Annotated in this window: 14 protein-coding genes; 8 read left to right on the forward strand and 6 right to left on the reverse strand. The window is 49.0% G+C overall.

Annotation, left to right across the window (positions count from 1 at the left end):
• The first annotated feature begins 46 nt into the window (after nucleotides 1-46).
• From thrC to acnA, 7 genes are all read left to right on the forward strand, one after another.
• The gene (gene thrC / locus C3F13_11280; protein ID PWB52339.1) at nucleotides 47-1,294 is read left to right on the forward strand and encodes a threonine synthase; all 1,248 of its coding nucleotides are present in this window, start codon (nucleotides 47-49) and stop codon (nucleotides 1,292-1,294) included.
• A gap of 63 nt (nucleotides 1,295-1,357) precedes the next feature.
• A complete protein-coding gene (locus tag C3F13_11285; GenBank protein ID PWB52340.1) occupies nucleotides 1,358-2,296 on the forward strand; it encodes a glycosyltransferase in 939 nt (312 codons plus the stop codon).
• Nucleotides 2,297-2,310: 14 nt separating this feature from the next.
• A complete protein-coding gene (locus C3F13_11290) occupies nucleotides 2,311-3,774 on the forward strand; it encodes a pyridoxal-5-phosphate-dependent protein subunit beta (protein ID PWB52341.1) in 1,464 nt (487 codons plus the stop codon).
• 69 nt (nucleotides 3,775-3,843) lie between these two features.
• A complete protein-coding gene (locus C3F13_11295) occupies nucleotides 3,844-4,404 on the forward strand; it encodes a hypothetical protein (protein ID PWB52342.1) in 561 nt (186 codons plus the stop codon).
• Nucleotides 4,388-5,365, forward strand: coding sequence for a hypothetical protein (locus C3F13_11300; protein PWB52343.1), 978 nt, complete (start codon nucleotides 4,388-4,390; stop codon nucleotides 5,363-5,365). The genes C3F13_11295 and C3F13_11300 overlap by 17 nt, the downstream gene beginning before the upstream one ends.
• 69 nt (nucleotides 5,366-5,434) lie before the next feature.
• Nucleotides 5,435-6,349, forward strand: coding sequence for a dihydropteroate synthase (gene folP, locus C3F13_11305; protein PWB52344.1), 915 nt, complete (start codon nucleotides 5,435-5,437; stop codon nucleotides 6,347-6,349).
• A gap of 131 nt (nucleotides 6,350-6,480) precedes the next feature.
• Nucleotides 6,481-9,180 (forward strand): aconitate hydratase AcnA, encoded by a 2,700-nt coding sequence (acnA, locus tag C3F13_11310; GenBank protein PWB52345.1) that lies wholly within the window; start codon nucleotides 6,481-6,483, stop codon nucleotides 9,178-9,180.
• Between the two features lie 82 nt (nucleotides 9,181-9,262).
• On the opposite strand, the gene C3F13_11315 is transcribed toward acnA, so the two are convergent.
• The 6 genes from C3F13_11315 to C3F13_11340 all read right to left on the reverse strand — a co-directional run bounded on the left by C3F13_11315 (nucleotide 9,263) and on the right by C3F13_11340 (nucleotide 14,059).
• Nucleotides 9,263-9,973, reverse strand: coding sequence for a hypothetical protein (locus C3F13_11315; GenBank protein PWB52346.1), 711 nt, complete (start codon nucleotides 9,971-9,973; stop codon nucleotides 9,263-9,265).
• 96 nt (nucleotides 9,974-10,069) lie between these two features.
• The gene (locus tag C3F13_11320; GenBank protein ID PWB52347.1) at nucleotides 10,070-11,101 is read right to left on the reverse strand and encodes a class 1 fructose-bisphosphatase; all 1,032 of its coding nucleotides are present in this window, start codon (nucleotides 11,099-11,101) and stop codon (nucleotides 10,070-10,072) included.
• Between the two features lie 23 nt (nucleotides 11,102-11,124).
• Entirely contained in the window at nucleotides 11,125-11,925 is an 801-nt protein-coding gene (locus C3F13_11325) for an NAD(P)-dependent oxidoreductase (GenBank protein ID PWB52348.1), read from the reverse strand.
• A gap of 10 nt (nucleotides 11,926-11,935) precedes the next feature.
• The gene (locus C3F13_11330; GenBank protein PWB52349.1) at nucleotides 11,936-12,901 is read right to left on the reverse strand and encodes a DUF429 domain-containing protein; all 966 of its coding nucleotides are present in this window, start codon (nucleotides 12,899-12,901) and stop codon (nucleotides 11,936-11,938) included.
• Between the two features lie 7 nt (nucleotides 12,902-12,908).
• Nucleotides 12,909-13,763 carry a hypothetical protein gene (locus C3F13_11335; protein ID PWB52350.1) on the reverse strand — a complete coding sequence of 285 codons (855 nt, stop codon included), beginning with the start codon at nucleotides 13,761-13,763 and terminating at the stop codon, nucleotides 12,909-12,911.
• Between the two features lie 101 nt (nucleotides 13,764-13,864).
• On the reverse strand, nucleotides 13,865-14,059 hold the full coding sequence (locus tag C3F13_11340) for a hypothetical protein (GenBank protein ID PWB52351.1): 195 nt from the start codon (nucleotides 14,057-14,059) through the stop codon (nucleotides 13,865-13,867).
• Between the two features lie 346 nt (nucleotides 14,060-14,405).
• Between C3F13_11340 and C3F13_11345 the strand changes: the two genes are divergently transcribed.
• On the forward strand, nucleotides 14,406-16,601 hold the full coding sequence (locus C3F13_11345) for a hypothetical protein (GenBank protein PWB52352.1): 2,196 nt from the start codon (nucleotides 14,406-14,408) through the stop codon (nucleotides 16,599-16,601).

The raw sequence follows: 16,601 nt of genomic DNA on the forward strand, positions 1-16,601 counted from the left end.
CACCTCGAAAATCTCGTTGCTATTGAAAAACCCAGGTAACCATCTTATGCAATCCAAATTTACTGGATATCGATGCTCTCTGTGTGGAAGAAGTTATTCTCCTGAAGAAGTCATATATACCTGCCCTGCCGATGGTGGAAACCTGGATGTAATCCTGGATTTCCAATATATTAACCAGCATTACACCCCGCAAGATATTTTTCTATCCCGTGAAGCATCCATCTGGAGATATCTACCTCTGCTAGCAGTCGATGATCCTGGCGGGAGGGATACGCCATTCCATGATGCAGGGTGGACACCTGTGTTTCAACTACCCAGCCTGGCTAGTAAATATAATTTAAAAAACCTGTGGGTGAAGGACGAATCACGCAACCCGACTGCTTCCTTTAAAGATCGGGCGAGTGCGGTGGTGATTGCCAGGGGAAAAGAGATCAACGCAGAGGTGATTGTCACGGCATCCACCGGTAATGCTGGTGCCGCCCTGGCAGGCATGGCCGCGGCGATCGACCAGAAAGCGGTGATTTTTGCTCCACGCACAGCTCCTCCCGCAAAAATCGCCCAATTACTCATCTTCGGGGCGACTGTCTACCTGGTGGACGGGACGTACGATAATGCTTTTGACCTGACGATTGAAGCTTCCAATGAATTTGGCTGGTATTGCCGGAATACAGGCTACAATCCCTTCACAGCAGAAGGGAAGAAGACGGGCGCGCTTGAAATATGGGAGTGGCTGATGCATCAAGCGTTGCCTATCACGAAACCATTGGTCATCTTTGTGTCAGTTGGAGATGGGAATATCATATCTGGTTTACATAAGGGGTTCAAAGACCTCCACCAGCTGGGATGGCTGGAAGTGATGCCACGCATTTTTGGTGTGCAGGCAGACGGTTCAGCCGCGATATCCAAAGCTTTCCATACAGGAACCGAACGGATCACTCCAGTAAGTGCAAAAACCATCGCAGACAGCATATCGGTCGACTTGCCACGCGATGGGGTGAGGGCTGTCAGAGCGGCGCGTGATACTGGTGGCGGGTATATTACCGTCAAGGATGAAGAGATTATCGCAGCCATAGCCGAGCTCGGCAAAGTTGGGATCTTTGCCGAACCAGCAGGGGCTACTTCGCTGGCTGGAGTGGTTAAAGCGGTTCATGCAGGAATCATTAAACCTGAAGATCAAGTGCTGGCCATCAACACCGGGAGTGGCCTTAAGGACGTTAGAGCAGCCATGCAGGCAATTCAAGAACCCATCATTATTGAGCCGAGTTTATCTGCTCTACAGAAAGTCATCGGTTAAGTTGGTCCATGACCAATTTTTGGGAAGTATTAAAATGAGTAATACCATTTTTGGATGGTAAACATGGAAGACAAAGTTCAATATTCGATAATTGCGCCGATATTCAACGAAATCGGTAATATCCATGAGCTGTACCGTAGGATAAAAGAAGCCCTAGAGAAAACCGGTGAAACCTGGGAGCTGCTCATGGTGGATGATGGCTCAACGGATGGCTCGACAGATGAAATTCGCAAACTGGCCAAGACAGATGAGCATATCCAACCGGTAATCTTTGCGCGTAATTTCGGCCACCAGATTGCGGTGACAGCGGGGTTGGATTATTCACGCGGTCAGGCTGTGGTGATCATTGATTCCGATCTGCAGGATCCTCCGGAAGTAATCCTGGATATGATCGCCAAGTGGAAAGAAGGATACGAAGTGGTCTATGCCCAGCGGACTGAGCGTGAAGGAGAGACCTGGTTCAAATTATTCACAGCTTCACTGTTCTACCGATTGATTTACCGTATTACAGATGTCGACATACCCATGGATACGGGTGATTTCAGACTGCTGGATCGAAAAGTGGTGGACGTGATGACTCAGATGAGAGAACGCCATCGCTTCTTACGCGGCATGTCCGTATGGGTAGGCTTTAAACAGACTGGGGTTTCCTATAAGCGGGCATCACGATATTCTGGTTCGACGAAGTACCCCTTTCGAAAGATGCTCAAGTTTGCCAGTGATGCCATCACCAGTTTTTCCTACTTCCCTCTGCAAGTAGCCATGTATTTGGGTTTCATTTCTGCGGGAATAAGCATTATTACCATCCCGATTGTCGTCATCATGCGCATCATCGGCAACCACGCTTTCCTTGGACAGGCCACAACCCTGATCGCCGTCCTTTTCCTGGGTGGGGTACAGCTGATCTCACTTGGTATCCTGGGGGAGTATATAGGCAGGTTGTACGATGAGGCAAAGGGACGACCGCTTTATATCGTACGAGAAGCCCCGACAAAACATTAATAAGGAGAATTTCCATGAAAATCGATCTAACCATTGATAAAGACCGCCGTAAGCGTGCAATCCAGCGAGTGAGAGAGCAGAACATCATCATCCCGACCTATGCCATGATGAAAGATCCGAGCCTCGTCCCTGATAGGGTGAAGGCTGAGCTTGGTAAGATTGGATTATGGGATGTCAATGCAAGAAACCTTTTTCGCATCACCTGGCATAATGATCCGGTTGCCAAAGGTGGCGGGTTTGGTGGAGTGAATTACCTTGAGCTGCCCAGTACATTGACCGGAACGAGTGCAAGGATTATCGTCCTGGTCGGCAAATGGTTTCCGACGGGAGCGCATAAAGTTGGCGCAGCTTTTGGCTGTTTGGTACCACGCCTGGTGACTGGACAATTCGATCCATCGCGCCAGAAGGCAGTCTGGCCGTCAACAGGTAATTATTGCCGGGGTGGCGCGTATGATTCGGCGTTATTGGGCTGCGAATCCATCGCAATTCTGCCAGAAGGCATGAGTAAGGAACGGTTTGAATGGTTATCCAAGATCGCCGGTGAGACCATCAAGACACCGGGTAGCGAATCGAACGTCAAGGAGATTTTTGATAAATGCTGGGAGCTGCGGAAATCGGGGCAGGACTTGATGATATTTAACCAGTTCGATGAATTTGGTAATTACCTTTGGCACTACGAGATTACCGGACATGCCATGGAGGAAGTGCTGAATCAGGTCTTGGGTCCCAAAGACGAATTTCGCGGGATGGCGTCAGCCACAGGATCAGCGGGGACAATTGGGAGTGGAGATTACCTTAAGCAACGTTACCCGGGAAGCAAGATAGCGGCCAGCGAAGCCCTCCAGTGCCCCACCCTGCTCCAGAATGGGTTCGGTTCACATCGCATCGAGGGAATTGGGGATAAGCATGTGCCCTGGATCCACAACGTAAAGAATACCGATATCATAGTAGCAATCGATGATAATGCCATTGTCAATCTCTCAAGATTGTTCAACGAACCAGTCGGGCAATCATATTTGGCGAAGGTTGGCGTTCCTGAGAAGCTGGTGAACAGCCTGGACCTGCTCGGTTTTTCAGGGATATCCAATGTCCTTTCAGCAATAAAGATGGCCAAGTATTATGAAATGGGCGAGCATGATGTAGTCCTGACCATCTTAACCGATTCAATGGAGTTATATGGAAGCCGCATTGTGGAAATGCAGCAGGAGTATGGTGAATACACCGAAAACCAGGCTGCTGCCGATTTCGCCAGGTACCTGCAAGGCGTATCTACCGACAACATGATCGAGCTGACATACGCAGATCGGAAGCGTGTCCACAACCTGAAATACTTTACCTGGGTGGAACAGCAAGGTAAAACCTACCATGAGATCCAGGATCAGTGGTATGAACCGGATTATTGGACAGATATCCAGACCCAGGTACCGGAAATCGACGCTGTGATCGAAGAATTCAACGCAGAAGCCGCCGTCAGCTAGCTACCTTTCATTTTTTAGATATCAGGTCTTCATCACAACTCATTCACTTCTACTTTTTTGGATTGATTGATGATTGGTTCAACTGATCTTGTACTAGTCGGTGTGGTAAATAATCCCCGGGATCTTGAAATTGCCCGGTTACTGGGTTGGTATCGAATTCCGTTGCGTAGTGCGCCTAAAGTGATCGCAGTCGATTACATGGCGTTCTATCAAACCGGGGCGTTCGGGGATGATAAATGGCAGATCGAATATATCGCCCCAGTGCGCGGCCATGAATTGACCACCAGGGCGGAATTATTGCGGACTGAGCCAGAGCATCCACGGGCGAAAGAAGAGTATTACAAGATCCAAATTGGACCTCTAGAACGCCTGCCTCAACCAATTCTGGCGGGTAATTGGCGAAGAATCACCTTCCTGTATACCACCGGAGAGTATTTATCAAAAGCATCTACGATTAATGACCTTGTGGTCCAATCCGAGGAGCGCCAGATATTGTGGCAGGCGCTACGTGAACGGGCTGAGCAAGGGTATGCCACACTGGATCTACCTGAAGCTGAGATCCCGGAAGAAGTATTGGCAATCCTGCTAGGAATAAAGGAGGCTGATGAGCCATATGGCGATCTCGATTAAAGCCCTGGCAGATGCCCTGAATGGACACCAAGATCCCCTGGTGCGTTGGAAACTGGCTAACCAGGCATTAGCGACTAAACCACCGATTCCACAGGATAAAAGCACGAAACAACTGCTCGGTGAATCGGAGATCGTTCGGCAATTATTATTGGATCAAAACAGCGAGGGACAGATCGCTTTCCACCCCTATAATAAGTGGTTTGGCGCGCATTGGATCTTATCAATTCTGGCCGATATGCACTATCCGGCAGGTGATCCGGCTTTGGAACCGCTCCTGGAACAGTGTTATGCATGGTTATTATCAAAGGAGCATGCCAGGCAAATCCTGACGATCAACAGCAGGGTGCGAAGGTGTGCTTCACAGGAAGGGAATTGCATTTATTATTCACTAGCCCTGCAGCTGGCAGATGGTCGCACGGAAGAGCTGGCCGCAAGGCTCATCCGCTGGCAATGGGACGACGGCGGATGGAATTGCGACAAGCGACCAGAAGCCAATAAATCCTCTTTCCACGAGTCTCTCATTCCATTACGTGGGTTAGCATGGTATGCGAGTATTTCAGGCGACCCGAAAGCCAGGCAAGCAGTCGAGCGAGCTGCAGAAGTATTCCTTAAGCGTCACCTATTTAAAAAAGTGTCAGACGGAAAGATCATCGACCAGAACTTTATTGCAATGCACTATCCAAGTTACTGGCATTATGATATCCTGTCTGGCTTAAAAGCAATGGCTGAAGCCGGTTTCATCGACGATCCACGCTGCTCGGAAGCCCTGGATTTGCTTGAGAGTAAGCGGCTTCCGGATGGTGGGTACCCTGCTGAAGCGAGATACTATCGTGTGGATGACAAGAAGCTATCCGGACATTCCCGCGTGAATTGGGGAGGCACGAGCAAGGTGCGGATGAATCCATTCGTGAGCCTGGATGTGCTGGCAGTCTTGAAGGCAGCAGGCAGGACAGAAGCATAGATATTCGATTTTACGATGAGCAATATTCACAGCAACAACATGAACCGATACGGGTAAAGTGCTCAATCAATGAATTCTTCACTTAAGATCAATGGTCACGAACTGGTGTGGGGATCCCGAACATACATTATGGGTATCCTCAATTTAACACCAGATAGCTTTTCTGGTGATGGATTAATCCAAAGGGGCTCATCAACAGGTTTTGAGCTTGATCTGGAGGGCATCCTGGAAAAGGCGCGTGGTTTTGTTGAGGATGGTGCAGACATCATCGATGTGGGAGGGGAAAGCACACGGCCGGGAGCAGAGCTCGTCAGCGAAGAAGAAGAAATGCACCGGGTGATACCCGTGGTGGAAAAATTAGCGACAAATCTGAATACAATCATTTCCATTGACACTTACAAAGCCAAGGTTGCAGAGGCTGCCATTCGAAGTGGTGCACATTTCATCAATGACGTATGGGGCTTCCATGCAGACCCCAGCCTCGCCGAAATAGCCGCCAGGTATGACACGCCTGTCATCCTGATGCACAACCGCAGCTCCTGGGCTCATGCAGAAATTAAGGAAAAGCTGGGAGGCAGGTACGTTGGTATTCCATATGTCAATTTACTGGAAGATGTAAAACGCGAGCTCCTTGAAAGCGTGAAAATTGCTCGTAATGCAGGCATCACGGATGACAAAATCATCCTTGACCCTGGGATTGGGTTTGGAAAATCGGTGGAGCAAAACCTGGAGCTGGTCAACCGGTTGGGCGAGATCCGAGCTCTAGGATATCCCATTCTATTGGGGCTTTCGCGCAAGTCATTCATCGGATACACATTGAACCTGCCGCCAGACCAGCGCCTGGAAGGCACAGCTGCGGCGGTGTCGATTGGGATTGACCGTGGTGCTGACATCATCAGGATCCATGATGTAAATTTCATGACACGGGTGATCAGGATGACGGATGCTATTGTCCGTCGTAATCAATTTGAGCTGCATTTATAACAACTCACCTGTATCCGATAAGGCATAAGCGCTGTATTCTAAAAAAACATTAACTAACGATTAATAAATGCCATACCATGTTCAACTATAATACCTCCCCGCTGCCAATTTGTGATGATTGAGGAGTAAAGATGGATCAGGATTTATTTGCGACCAAAAAAACACTAAGCACTTCAGCAGGGAAATATATCATTTTCAGCCTGCCCAAGCTGGAGCAGGATGGGATAACTCAATTATCACGGCTGCCATACTCCATTCGTATCCTGCTCGAGTCACTAGTCCGGCACTGCAATAGTCGAGAAATTCAACGCGAAGATGTCATTAATCTCGCGAACTGGACACCCAACCCTGACAGCAGACCTGCCATGCCATATAGCCCGGCGCGGGTGATCATGCAGGATTTTACAGGCGTCCCAGCAATTGTCGAATTGGCCGCGATGCGTGAAGCCATGAAGCGCATCGGCGGGGATCCCAAAAAGATAAATCCTTTGGTACCGGTTGACCTGGTCATCGACCATTCGGTGCAGGTTGATTTTTTCGCCAGTGCAGACGCACTTGTGAGAAATGCCGAGCTTGAATTTCAACGAAATCATGAACGATACGAATTCCTGCGCTGGGGGCAGAATGCGTTCACAAATTTCAGAGTGGTACCACCTGCGACCGGCATTGTCCACCAGGTGAACCTGGAGTACCTTGCCCGGGTGGTGATGACACAAAAAGCAGGTGGTGAATATTTGGCCTTCCCAGACACATTGGTGGGGACCGATTCCCACACTACCATGATCAATGGCTTAGGAGTTGTCGGGTGGGGAGTAGGTGGCATCGAAGCAGAGGCAGCCATGCTTGGCCAGCCCATTGATATGCTGATACCGGATGTGATCGGTGTGAAGTTATTTGGCCAGCTTTCTGAAGGGGTAACAGCAACCGACCTGACCTTGACAATCACCCAGCTGCTCAGGAAAAAAGGGGTGGTGGATAAGTTCGTCGAGTTCTTTGGATCAGGATTATCCAGTCTTTCGCTACCCGACCGGGCAACAATCGCTAATATGGCACCGGAATATGGGGCTACCATCGGGTATTTTCCTATTGACAATGAGACATTACGATACTTAAAACTGACCGGCCGCTCAACAGATACGATTGAGTTGGTAGAAAGTTACTGCAAGGAACAAGGATTATTCCGGACTGATGACACATCAGAACCCAAATATACTTCGATCCTGGAGGTGGATTTAGGGAGCATTGAATCCAGCCTGGCAGGACCAAAACGGCCGCAAGACAAGGTATCGATCTTCGATATCCACAGGTCGTTTCAATATTACTTGTCGGCGCCGGTAAAAGATGGCGGGTTCGAGCTGAAGGATGTGGAATTATCAAAAGAAGTCAGTGTGGGTACAAACGGCCACACATCAATGATGAGCCATGGCGCGGTGGTATTGGCAGCGATCACATCATGCACCAACACATCAAATCCATCCGTCATGATCGCAGCAGGGTTATTGGCTAAGAAAGCAGTTGAGCGAGGGCTTAAAGTCAGATCTTATGTCAAGACGAGTCTGGCACCTGGCTCGAGAGTAGTGACCGAATACCTGACAAAAGCAGGATTGCTTGAGCCCCTGGGAAAATTGGGTTTTAACGTGGTTGGATATGGTTGTACCACGTGTATTGGAAATTCGGGGCCGCTTCCAGGGGAAGTGGTCAAAGCTATCACCAGCGCGAACCTGGTGGCAGTCAGTGTCCTATCGGGTAATCGGAATTTCGAAGGACGGATCCATCCATACGTCAGGGCCAATTACCTGGCGTCGCCTCCATTGGTGGTCGCGTTTGCGCTGGCTGGAACGATCAACATCGATCTGAAAAATGAGCCAATTGGTGAAGATGCGAATGGGCAGCCTGTTTTTCTGCGTGATCTGTGGCCAACCAACCAGGAAGTGGCGCAAGTCGTTGAGCAGAATGTCTCGGCCGAGATGTTTATCCAAAAGTATCAGAGCGTGTTCACTGGGAATGAAACCTGGAATGCGATAAGATCGAGTGAGAGTGAGCTGTATTCCTGGGATAACTCGTCAACCTACATTCAAGAACCACCATTCTTCATTAAATCAGAACAAGGAGCACAGGCAATCCGGAACATCAAAGGTGCAAGGGTCTTGGCATTCTTAGGTGATTCAATCACCACTGACCATATTTCTCCTGCAGGAACAATTCCTGCCGATAGCCCGGCTGGAAAATACCTGATAGCAAATGGCGTTCAGCCACGTGAGTTTAACTCGTATGGTGCCAGGCGAGGGAATGATCGGGTGATGACACGCGGTACGTTCGCAAATATTCGCTTGAAAAATCGGTTGGTACCTGGTATCGAGGGTGGTGTCACCCTTCATTTGCCGGATGGTGAGCAGGTGAGCATTTATGATGCAGCTATGAAGTACGCTCAAGAGGGTGTCCCTTTGGTCGTCGTGGCGGGAAAAGATTACGGATCTGGATCCAGCCGTGATTGGGCTGCGAAAGGAACCAAATTATTGGGGATCAAAGCGGTCATCGCAGAATCTTATGAAAGAATCCACCGCTCGAACCTGGTAGGGATGGGTGTGTTGCCGTTGCAGTTTCTGCCTGGCGACAACGCAGGAAAATTTAATATAACGGGTAGGGAAGTATTTAACATTGAAGGTCTGGATGACCAAATTACTCCAAATTACCAGGTTACTGTGAGGATGGTTCGGGAAGACCAGAGCGTGATGTACTTTAAAGCCATCGCAAGGCTCAATACGATAATCGAAGTTGACTACTACCGCAATGGTGGCGTATTAAACACTGTCTTAAAAAAGCTGAGATAACCGAATAAAAATCAATACTAACTTATTCAAAAGAGCAGCCTGATCCGATAGGAAAAGGCTGCTCTCTCGTATTTTTTGGCAATTACTGGTGATTGGTTGATTTATAGGAATTCATCCCTGCGGGATGATAGGTAGGCTCCGGGCGGATTTGGGATTGACGAGCAGAATCCGGTGAGGGCTTTGCGACGGGGCGGATGGCAACCGTTTGGGCAGGAGCAGTCCTGCCGGGGGCGTTGGTGCGATGCATGACGGGAATAGATTGTGAACGGTGATGTGCCTCAGCCTGGCTGAAGAGTCGTGTTCCAGCAACCGAGAATGTGCCGATGATTAAAACCCGGATCAACCACACAAGAATGGCAACGAAGATAGGAACAATGGTGAGTAACTTATCATGGGAGATCACGCTGCTACCCAGGGATTGATGGTTGACAATAGCCAGGGCAACACCCCACCAGGTGAGCATGGCGTTCATGCAGGCGGCTAACAACCAGGCGCCGAAGAGATACCAGACTTCCTTGAGACCGTTCTCACTCTGCTGAGGAGTGAACAGGCGGGCAATACCCGCGAAGTCTATGGCACAAAAGGCGATTGCCAGGATCGTAGCCCAACGGAGACTGGCAAATTGCAGACCTCCGAGAAGATCATTAAGGGCATACTCGGTAGTGCTGTAATTGAATAATTCGAAAGCGAGTAGAGCGCCAATGATCAAAAAACCAAATAGCTTGCCACGCGAATAACTAAGTTTCCGTGAGATACGGGTGATGCTGAGTGACTGACTGGCTGCGGGATTCATCAAATGCCTCCTTGACTATGCAATTATTGGGAAACCGAACAATTGTTCTATTATGGTAATTATAGAACAAATGCTCTAGTTGTCAAGGGTGAATTTCTACGAATCGAACTTTTTGATGAATTCTTCGGCTTTTTTCACCAGGTGGCTATCGCCGATAAACAAAGCAGTGCGTTGGTGAAGCGACGTAGGGGTGATATCGAGAATATCCTGGCAACCATCTGAAGCATAGCCACCTGCTTGACATGCGATAAAGGCTAAGGGTGCTGCTTCGTATGTTAATCGCAGCTTCCCATGAGGTATTTCAGGATCGTGTGAATCAGCAGGGTAATAAAATAACCCGCCTGAAAGAAGTGTACGATGGAAATCACCAACCAGCGAGCCAATATATCGTGATGAAAGGGCCTTTTGGCCAGGTTCATAACCTTGTAGCCAGCGGGTAAACTTCACGACACCCTCAGACCAGTGGATCTCGTTCCCATGATTAACCGAATAGTATTTCGGTTTTTCTGGGATACGGATATTCGGGTGAGTAAGCAGAAATTCTCCAATGGAAGGATCCAGGGTAAAACCATGGACTCCCGAACCGCTGGTGTAAACCAGCATGGTACTGGAGCCATAGATCAGGTATCCGGCAACGACCAGATTTCTACCAGACTGGAGGCAATCTGCTAACGTTCCGGGTCCATCTGAGGACAGACGCCGGTAAATGGCGAAGATCGTCCCAATGCTAGCATTGTAATCAATGTTGGATGAACCATCCAATGGGTCATAGAGCAAGATATACTTTCCAACCGGGAACCCTTCAGGAATTGGCATGAGGTGCTCATGCTCTTCTGAAGCCATAACTGCGATACGCCCGGTGTGATCATTTAAGCGAAAGATGGTCTGATCTGCAAGCTGGTCAAGCTTCATGACGGTCTCACCCTGGATGTTGATATCTTCCGTCGCACCAAGGATCTCGGATAGACCTGCCCGGGTGGTCTGGCTGGCGATGAACTTTCCTGCCAACGCCAGGTCGTACAGTATATTAGTGAGCACGCCAGTGGCTCCAGGATGAATTTGCTGTTCATCGAGGATGTGCCGTTCGATGGTAATAATCTTGGATTGGTTGAAGGTGATGTTCGCCATGTCAAGCTCCATTTTTCTGTGAACTATAAAGCTTTTGGTTTATTAATAATCAAACCTGCTATATATTTTATTATCCCAGCTGAGAAACTGTTGCGAGCGAAGGCGCCGCCGATCTTGTAAACTGTTCCAGGTATACAGACTAGTTTACCGGTTGGTAGGGAAGTTAATGATTCAGCCACGACCTGCTTGGAGGTGAGCCATAAAAAGCGCGGGATCGAGCGGCGGGTAAACCGGGTATATTCCGGAGTGTCGTGAAATTCGGTGATCGTGAAGCCTGGACAGAGAGCCTGTACACATACCCCGGTGCCGCGTAATTCGTTGCTTAAGACTTCGGAGAAGCTGATGAGAAAGGCTTTGGTGGAATGGTATAAGACATTCCGTATGGGAACGAGGCCAGCCATGGAAGATACGTTGATGATGCCACCTTGATTGCAGGAGAGCATGCCGGGAAGAGCCGCACGGGATAGCATCACGCTGGCAGTTATATGGACATTCAACATGGCCAACTCCTTGGCGGGATCTACGCGGTAGAACCTTCCGACAGTGCCAAAGCCAGCATTATTGACCAATAAGTCCAATTGAGGCAGGTTGGAAATTGTTGACGCAAGCTGCTCGATGTCGGTGAGGTTCGAAAGGTCTGCTGGAAAAATGGTCAGACTAATCGGATAACGAGTCTGCAGAGATTCTGCTAGCTGCTGCAGGCGGTCTTCACGCCTGGCTGTCAAGACCAGGTCATAACCGTTGGCAGCCAGCTGGCAGGCAAATTCAGCTCCCAGGCCACTAGAAGCACCGGTGATTAGTGCTGTCCTTTTTGATGATGCCATGTTGTGTCAGTTACCTGTGATGCCCTTCCTGGCCAAATATCCAGCCCTCGATTTTCGAAAGGTAGGGTGCCAGTGGCTCACCTGTTGGATGGTGACCCTGGACGACGTTTATCATACCATACAGACCCACCAAGGCATCAAAACGATCTTCACCTTCTGGGCAATCGCCGAAGCCATCCAGGATATCCGACCTGACCCCTGGCTTGAGATGGATATTATGGGACTGTGCCCAACTAAGCAAAGGTTCAGCGAAGGAAAGCCGATCTTGATGGCAGCGCTTACTTTTTAAAATGGGTGAAGTAAAGGATAAGCCGAGATGGTGATAAAATTCCGCAGGATAGGTTTCGAGCGCAACCAGATTGCCTGGCAGGCAACAATTTTCAAGGGAGCCTGAAAATGGCCAGATGGTTAAGTTCTGAGATTTGTCGGTAAGGGCGGGAGTGAGCAGATCTCGCCAGCCGGAAATGGCCGCTTTCCCGACCTGTTGACTGCCCAAGGTCCAGAAAAGGGGGCATGCGGAGCGGCGAGAATCATGGGCTATTTCGCATAGCCTGTATAGCTGGGCGAATGATAAATCCAGGCTATGTTCGAGAAATGCGCGTTTTGCACCTCCCGGCCTGGCAGGGTAGAAAGGACGGTGTAGAGATATTTCTTCTGCGAAATCACAGGGAGAGTAAAAAGACTCCCAATCCGGGTACCCAAAGTTGACTAGTGCTGATAAATAATCGGTGATGTGCACTTTCTGGGCGTAGGCAATTGGCAGACCAATGGGAAAATCAAAACCGGCCAGGACACAACCATGTACCTGCAGGGAGGAAACCAGATGACGAAATATTCCGCCTGGAGCACTTACGTTATTGAGTTCAGTAATTATCCAGTGGCGGTCAGGTTGTTTGGCAGCAACTGCTACCCAACATTTTGTTGGATTGACGCTCCAATCCACGTGAGCAATCAGGCTGACATCACGAAAGGCCATAGTTGGATCAGGTTAATTCCGCCAGAATCATCCATTCCCCCGCTTGCCCTTCCAGTGCCTGATGGTTTCTAATCAGCTGTTTGTGTTCCAAACGGCTCACTGCTTGGTCAATTTCCGCTGGTTTCCAAGTGAACAATTTGAGTAGATCACGGTGTTGGGCACAGCCTACAGAAAGAAAATATAGCGTCAGGATTTTACAGCGGGCGTCAATCTCACCCAGGTATCGAGATTGTTCAAGCAGGGACGGCTCGTGGTGAGCAACAATATCATAGGCGAACGAATAATGCCAGGAGCCAGCATCCACCACTCCCACTGGCATCACCTTGAAATCGGCTTGCAGGTCAGCCAGAGCGCGGTTGAAACGGCTTTCGCTCTCATGGCTGGTCAGATGGGCAGCTTTCCGCAGTGAGATTGTATCTAGTGGACTCTGATCAAGTAAAGCTTCATATACTGCCTTGGCTTCCTGTGTCATGCGGCCTTGCTCGTATTGGGTAAGATAATCTTCTTCGGGGGAACCATAATTTTCGGTCAGGGCATAGAAGTAAGGGGTAACAGCCATCGATAAGATGGTGGCTTTTTTACGCAGAATTTTTGCGTAATACCAGACGTGCTGGCCCAGTAATGAATCCTTCCAATCCCAGGTGACGTGACCCGGATCATCGTGCTCATTCGGAACCGGGCGATCTCCAGATACTGCACCCCACAAACTGGGCAGGGTAATTCCATTGATCGGCCAGAAATAAATAAAACCGCGCTGATTTACATACTGGATGGCTTCGGCTTTCGTTTTGAGTTGAATACCAGGGCGAAATCCAAAAGTGGATGCGCGGTATTCCTTTATTCGATCTACGATGCTCGCCAATGTTTTTTCCTGGCCACAAAAAAATTTGATCTTGCCGTTTAATCGAAATTAACCTTGTGCGGTTTGACTCCCAAAATCATCACTCAGTAGATAGGAAGAAATTAACCGCCGGAGATCACCGGGACAAGCTTGATCTCGTCATTTTCCATGACAATCTCATCATCAGTGATGAGCTGGCCATCACGGGTAGCAAGAACACTATCTGGCTCGAAACCCAATTTTTGCAATGCTTTACGTACGGTGCTCCCGTGCTTAATTTCAAAAACATGTTTTCGAAAAATCATTTTTGCAGTCATGTTTGTAATTTAACCACAAAGCTATCGGATTTACACTCGAATCTTCCGGCAAATCTCTGGAATTCTACACAAAAATGACACAAATTTACCTTTTATTATCCAATTATTAATATTTGAAGCATAACTTTCGGGGATAATTCTCGACTATTCAAAAAAGAGAGTTCAATATTAAACCAGACGAACGTTACATCCCTTCAGAAAAGGAGAATATTTATTAGCCCTACCATGCAGATGCTTAGGGCAGTAATTGATTGCTGTTCAGAGTCAACGCAGATCGAGTGGCACGAGCGTAGAATTTGAGAAACAGCTATGCTTAGAACCATGTCTACCTTTGGTGAGGAGGTGCATGTTGCTTCGTGGTTTTTTAATTAAATCTGGCCTTATTACTATATTTGTCATTTTTGGTCTGGTGACAAACCTGATCGCGCTGGCTTACCTCGAGCCATTCAGCCCGGGCAACCTGCTTTTTCCACTGCAGGATTTTGCTGAACAACAAGGCTTCCACCTGTATTCAAATCCATTGGATCGAGCAAATTACGCGCTAAACCTGCTCGAGCAACGTATCGATGACCTAAGAATCCGAACCGGAACAAACTATGAGCTGGCTGCCCTTCGTTCACTGGACAAGGCAATCGATCGAGCGACTGCTGTTATCAGTCTTGTTCAACAAGGGCAAGGCGAGGAGATACGAACCCGGCTACTCTCGTTGGCACAAGCTGCCAGGGAAAAAATCCTGCTGCTCAAGATTGTCCCTGACGAAAATCGAGATCTTTTCGGAGCTTTTCAAACCAAGCTGGATACCTTGATTATGATGGTTGAAAAACCGGGCGTGGAAAATACTGAGCTGAGCCGGGTGATGAGCATCAGGCTGGAAGATCCAGGTAAAACCGGGGATCCGATCGCTATTGCCATGGTGGCAGGAGGGTTGATCCCATTCCCACCGGGAAGCGCTGGCGCAGTTCATGCTTTTTATCCTTTGGATGGACAACATGTGCTGTTGAGTTGCAGCACGTGCCATAATGCTGGAAAATACATCGGAACCCCTAATAAATGTGCCCCGTGCCATATTGAGAAACGTCCCAACCCACATTACGAAGGCGATTGTGAAGCCTGCCATACTGCCCTGGCTTGGGACGATATCCATTTTGATCATGCAGGCATAGGGAATGTCGACTGCCTTTCATGCCACAAGGATGACACCCCATCAGACCATTATGCGGGGCAATGTTCCATATGCCATGATACTCTGGACTGGACAGATGTAACCTTTAATCATGAAGTTGCCGGTGCAGTTGATTGTGTCACCTGTCACTTAAAAAATTCGCCCAGTGGTCATTTTGCGGGGCAATGCTCGAACTGCCATAGCTATTCGAGCTGGCGAAATGCCCAATTTAAGCATCAAGGAAATGAAAATTGCGTTTCCTGTCACACTAAGGATACACCAGCTAACCATTATGGAGGGCAATGCTCAACGTGCCATTCCACCAGCAGCTGGAGCGGGGCAAGATCGCATGATGGACTGACCGATTGTATCTCATGTCATTCTAAGGATGCACCCGCAGCGCATTACCCGGGCCAGTGCTCAACCTGCCATAACTTCTCTGGTGGTTGGGCTAGTTACCGCGTAAACCACTCTGGTTTGACGGATTGCAGGGCGTGCCATGCAAAAGATTCACCTGCGAATCATTATGGAGGCCAGTGCTCACAATGCCATGATCCAAATAGCTGGAGTGGTGCACAATTTAGCCACAGCGGCTTAAGCGATTGTAATTCGTGCCATTCTGGCGATGCACCGGGTAACCATTATCCTGGGCAATGCTCAAGCTGCCATAACACCAGTGGCTGGAGCGGTGCGGTATTCAGCCATAGCGGTTTCAACGATTGTCGCTCCTGCCATACGAACAATGCACCCCCCAACCATTACCCAGGCCAATGCTCTAATTGCCACGGCACGAACAGCTGGCAAGGCGTGGTTTTTAACCACAACGGCTTCACCGATTGCACCTCCTGTCATGCGAACAACGCTCCTCCAAATCATTACCCGGGCCAATGTTCCGGCTGCCACAATACCAGTAGCTGGCAGGGAGCAGGATTCAACCACAATAATTTCACTGACTGCCAGTCGTGTCACTCCGGAGATGCCCCTCAAGGACACTATCCAGGGCAGTGTTCCAACTGCCACAACACAAATAGCTGGTCGGGAGCAAACTTTAACCATAACGGCTACACCGATTGCACATCCTGCCATGCGGGAAACGCACCAGGCAACCATTATTCCTACCAGTGTTCTACCTGCCATAATACGAATAGTTGGTCGGGAGGCTATTTCAACCACCAGGGTATCACTGACTGTATCTCATGTCACCTGAAAGACCGACCGGATCACCATGACCAGGGCCAGTGCTCGGATTGCCACGGTACGGACCATTGGGGTGATGGAGGTGATGGTATTAACCCTGGTGTATTGTTAGCTGGAATCAGCTGTTCGGCGTGCCATAACGATATCGTACTTGCCTTACCACTTCAGGAGAGAAAGCAATAA

Source organism: Anaerolineales bacterium, assembly GCA_003105035.1.
Classification (GTDB): domain Bacteria; phylum Chloroflexota; class Anaerolineae; order Anaerolineales; family UBA4823; genus FEB-25.

Coding starts and splice junctions, on each gene's coding strand:
- C3F13_11315 (PWB52346.1), bottom strand. CDS start 9,973: ATGAATCCCGCAGCCAGTCAGTCACTCAGCATCACCCGTATCTCACGG.
- C3F13_11290 (PWB52341.1), top strand. CDS start 2,311: ATGAAAATCGATCTAACCATTGATAAAGACCGCCGTAAGCGTGCAATC.
- C3F13_11300 (PWB52343.1), top strand. CDS start 4,388: ATGGCGATCTCGATTAAAGCCCTGGCAGATGCCCTGAATGGACACCAA.
- folP (PWB52344.1), top strand. CDS start 5,435: ATGAATTCTTCACTTAAGATCAATGGTCACGAACTGGTGTGGGGATCC.
- C3F13_11285 (PWB52340.1), top strand. CDS start 1,358: ATGGAAGACAAAGTTCAATATTCGATAATTGCGCCGATATTCAACGAA.
- thrC (PWB52339.1), top strand. CDS start 47: ATGCAATCCAAATTTACTGGATATCGATGCTCTCTGTGTGGAAGAAGT.
- C3F13_11340 (PWB52351.1), bottom strand. CDS start 14,059: ATGACTGCAAAAATGATTTTTCGAAAACATGTTTTTGAAATTAAGCAC.
- acnA (PWB52345.1), top strand. CDS start 6,481: ATGGATCAGGATTTATTTGCGACCAAAAAAACACTAAGCACTTCAGCA.
- C3F13_11325 (PWB52348.1), bottom strand. CDS start 11,925: ATGGCATCATCAAAAAGGACAGCACTAATCACCGGTGCTTCTAGTGGC.
- C3F13_11345 (PWB52352.1), top strand. CDS start 14,406: ATGTTGCTTCGTGGTTTTTTAATTAAATCTGGCCTTATTACTATATTT.
- C3F13_11295 (PWB52342.1), top strand. CDS start 3,844: ATGATTGGTTCAACTGATCTTGTACTAGTCGGTGTGGTAAATAATCCC.
- C3F13_11330 (PWB52349.1), bottom strand. CDS start 12,901: ATGGCCTTTCGTGATGTCAGCCTGATTGCTCACGTGGATTGGAGCGTC.
- C3F13_11320 (PWB52347.1), bottom strand. CDS start 11,101: ATGGCGAACATCACCTTCAACCAATCCAAGATTATTACCATCGAACGG.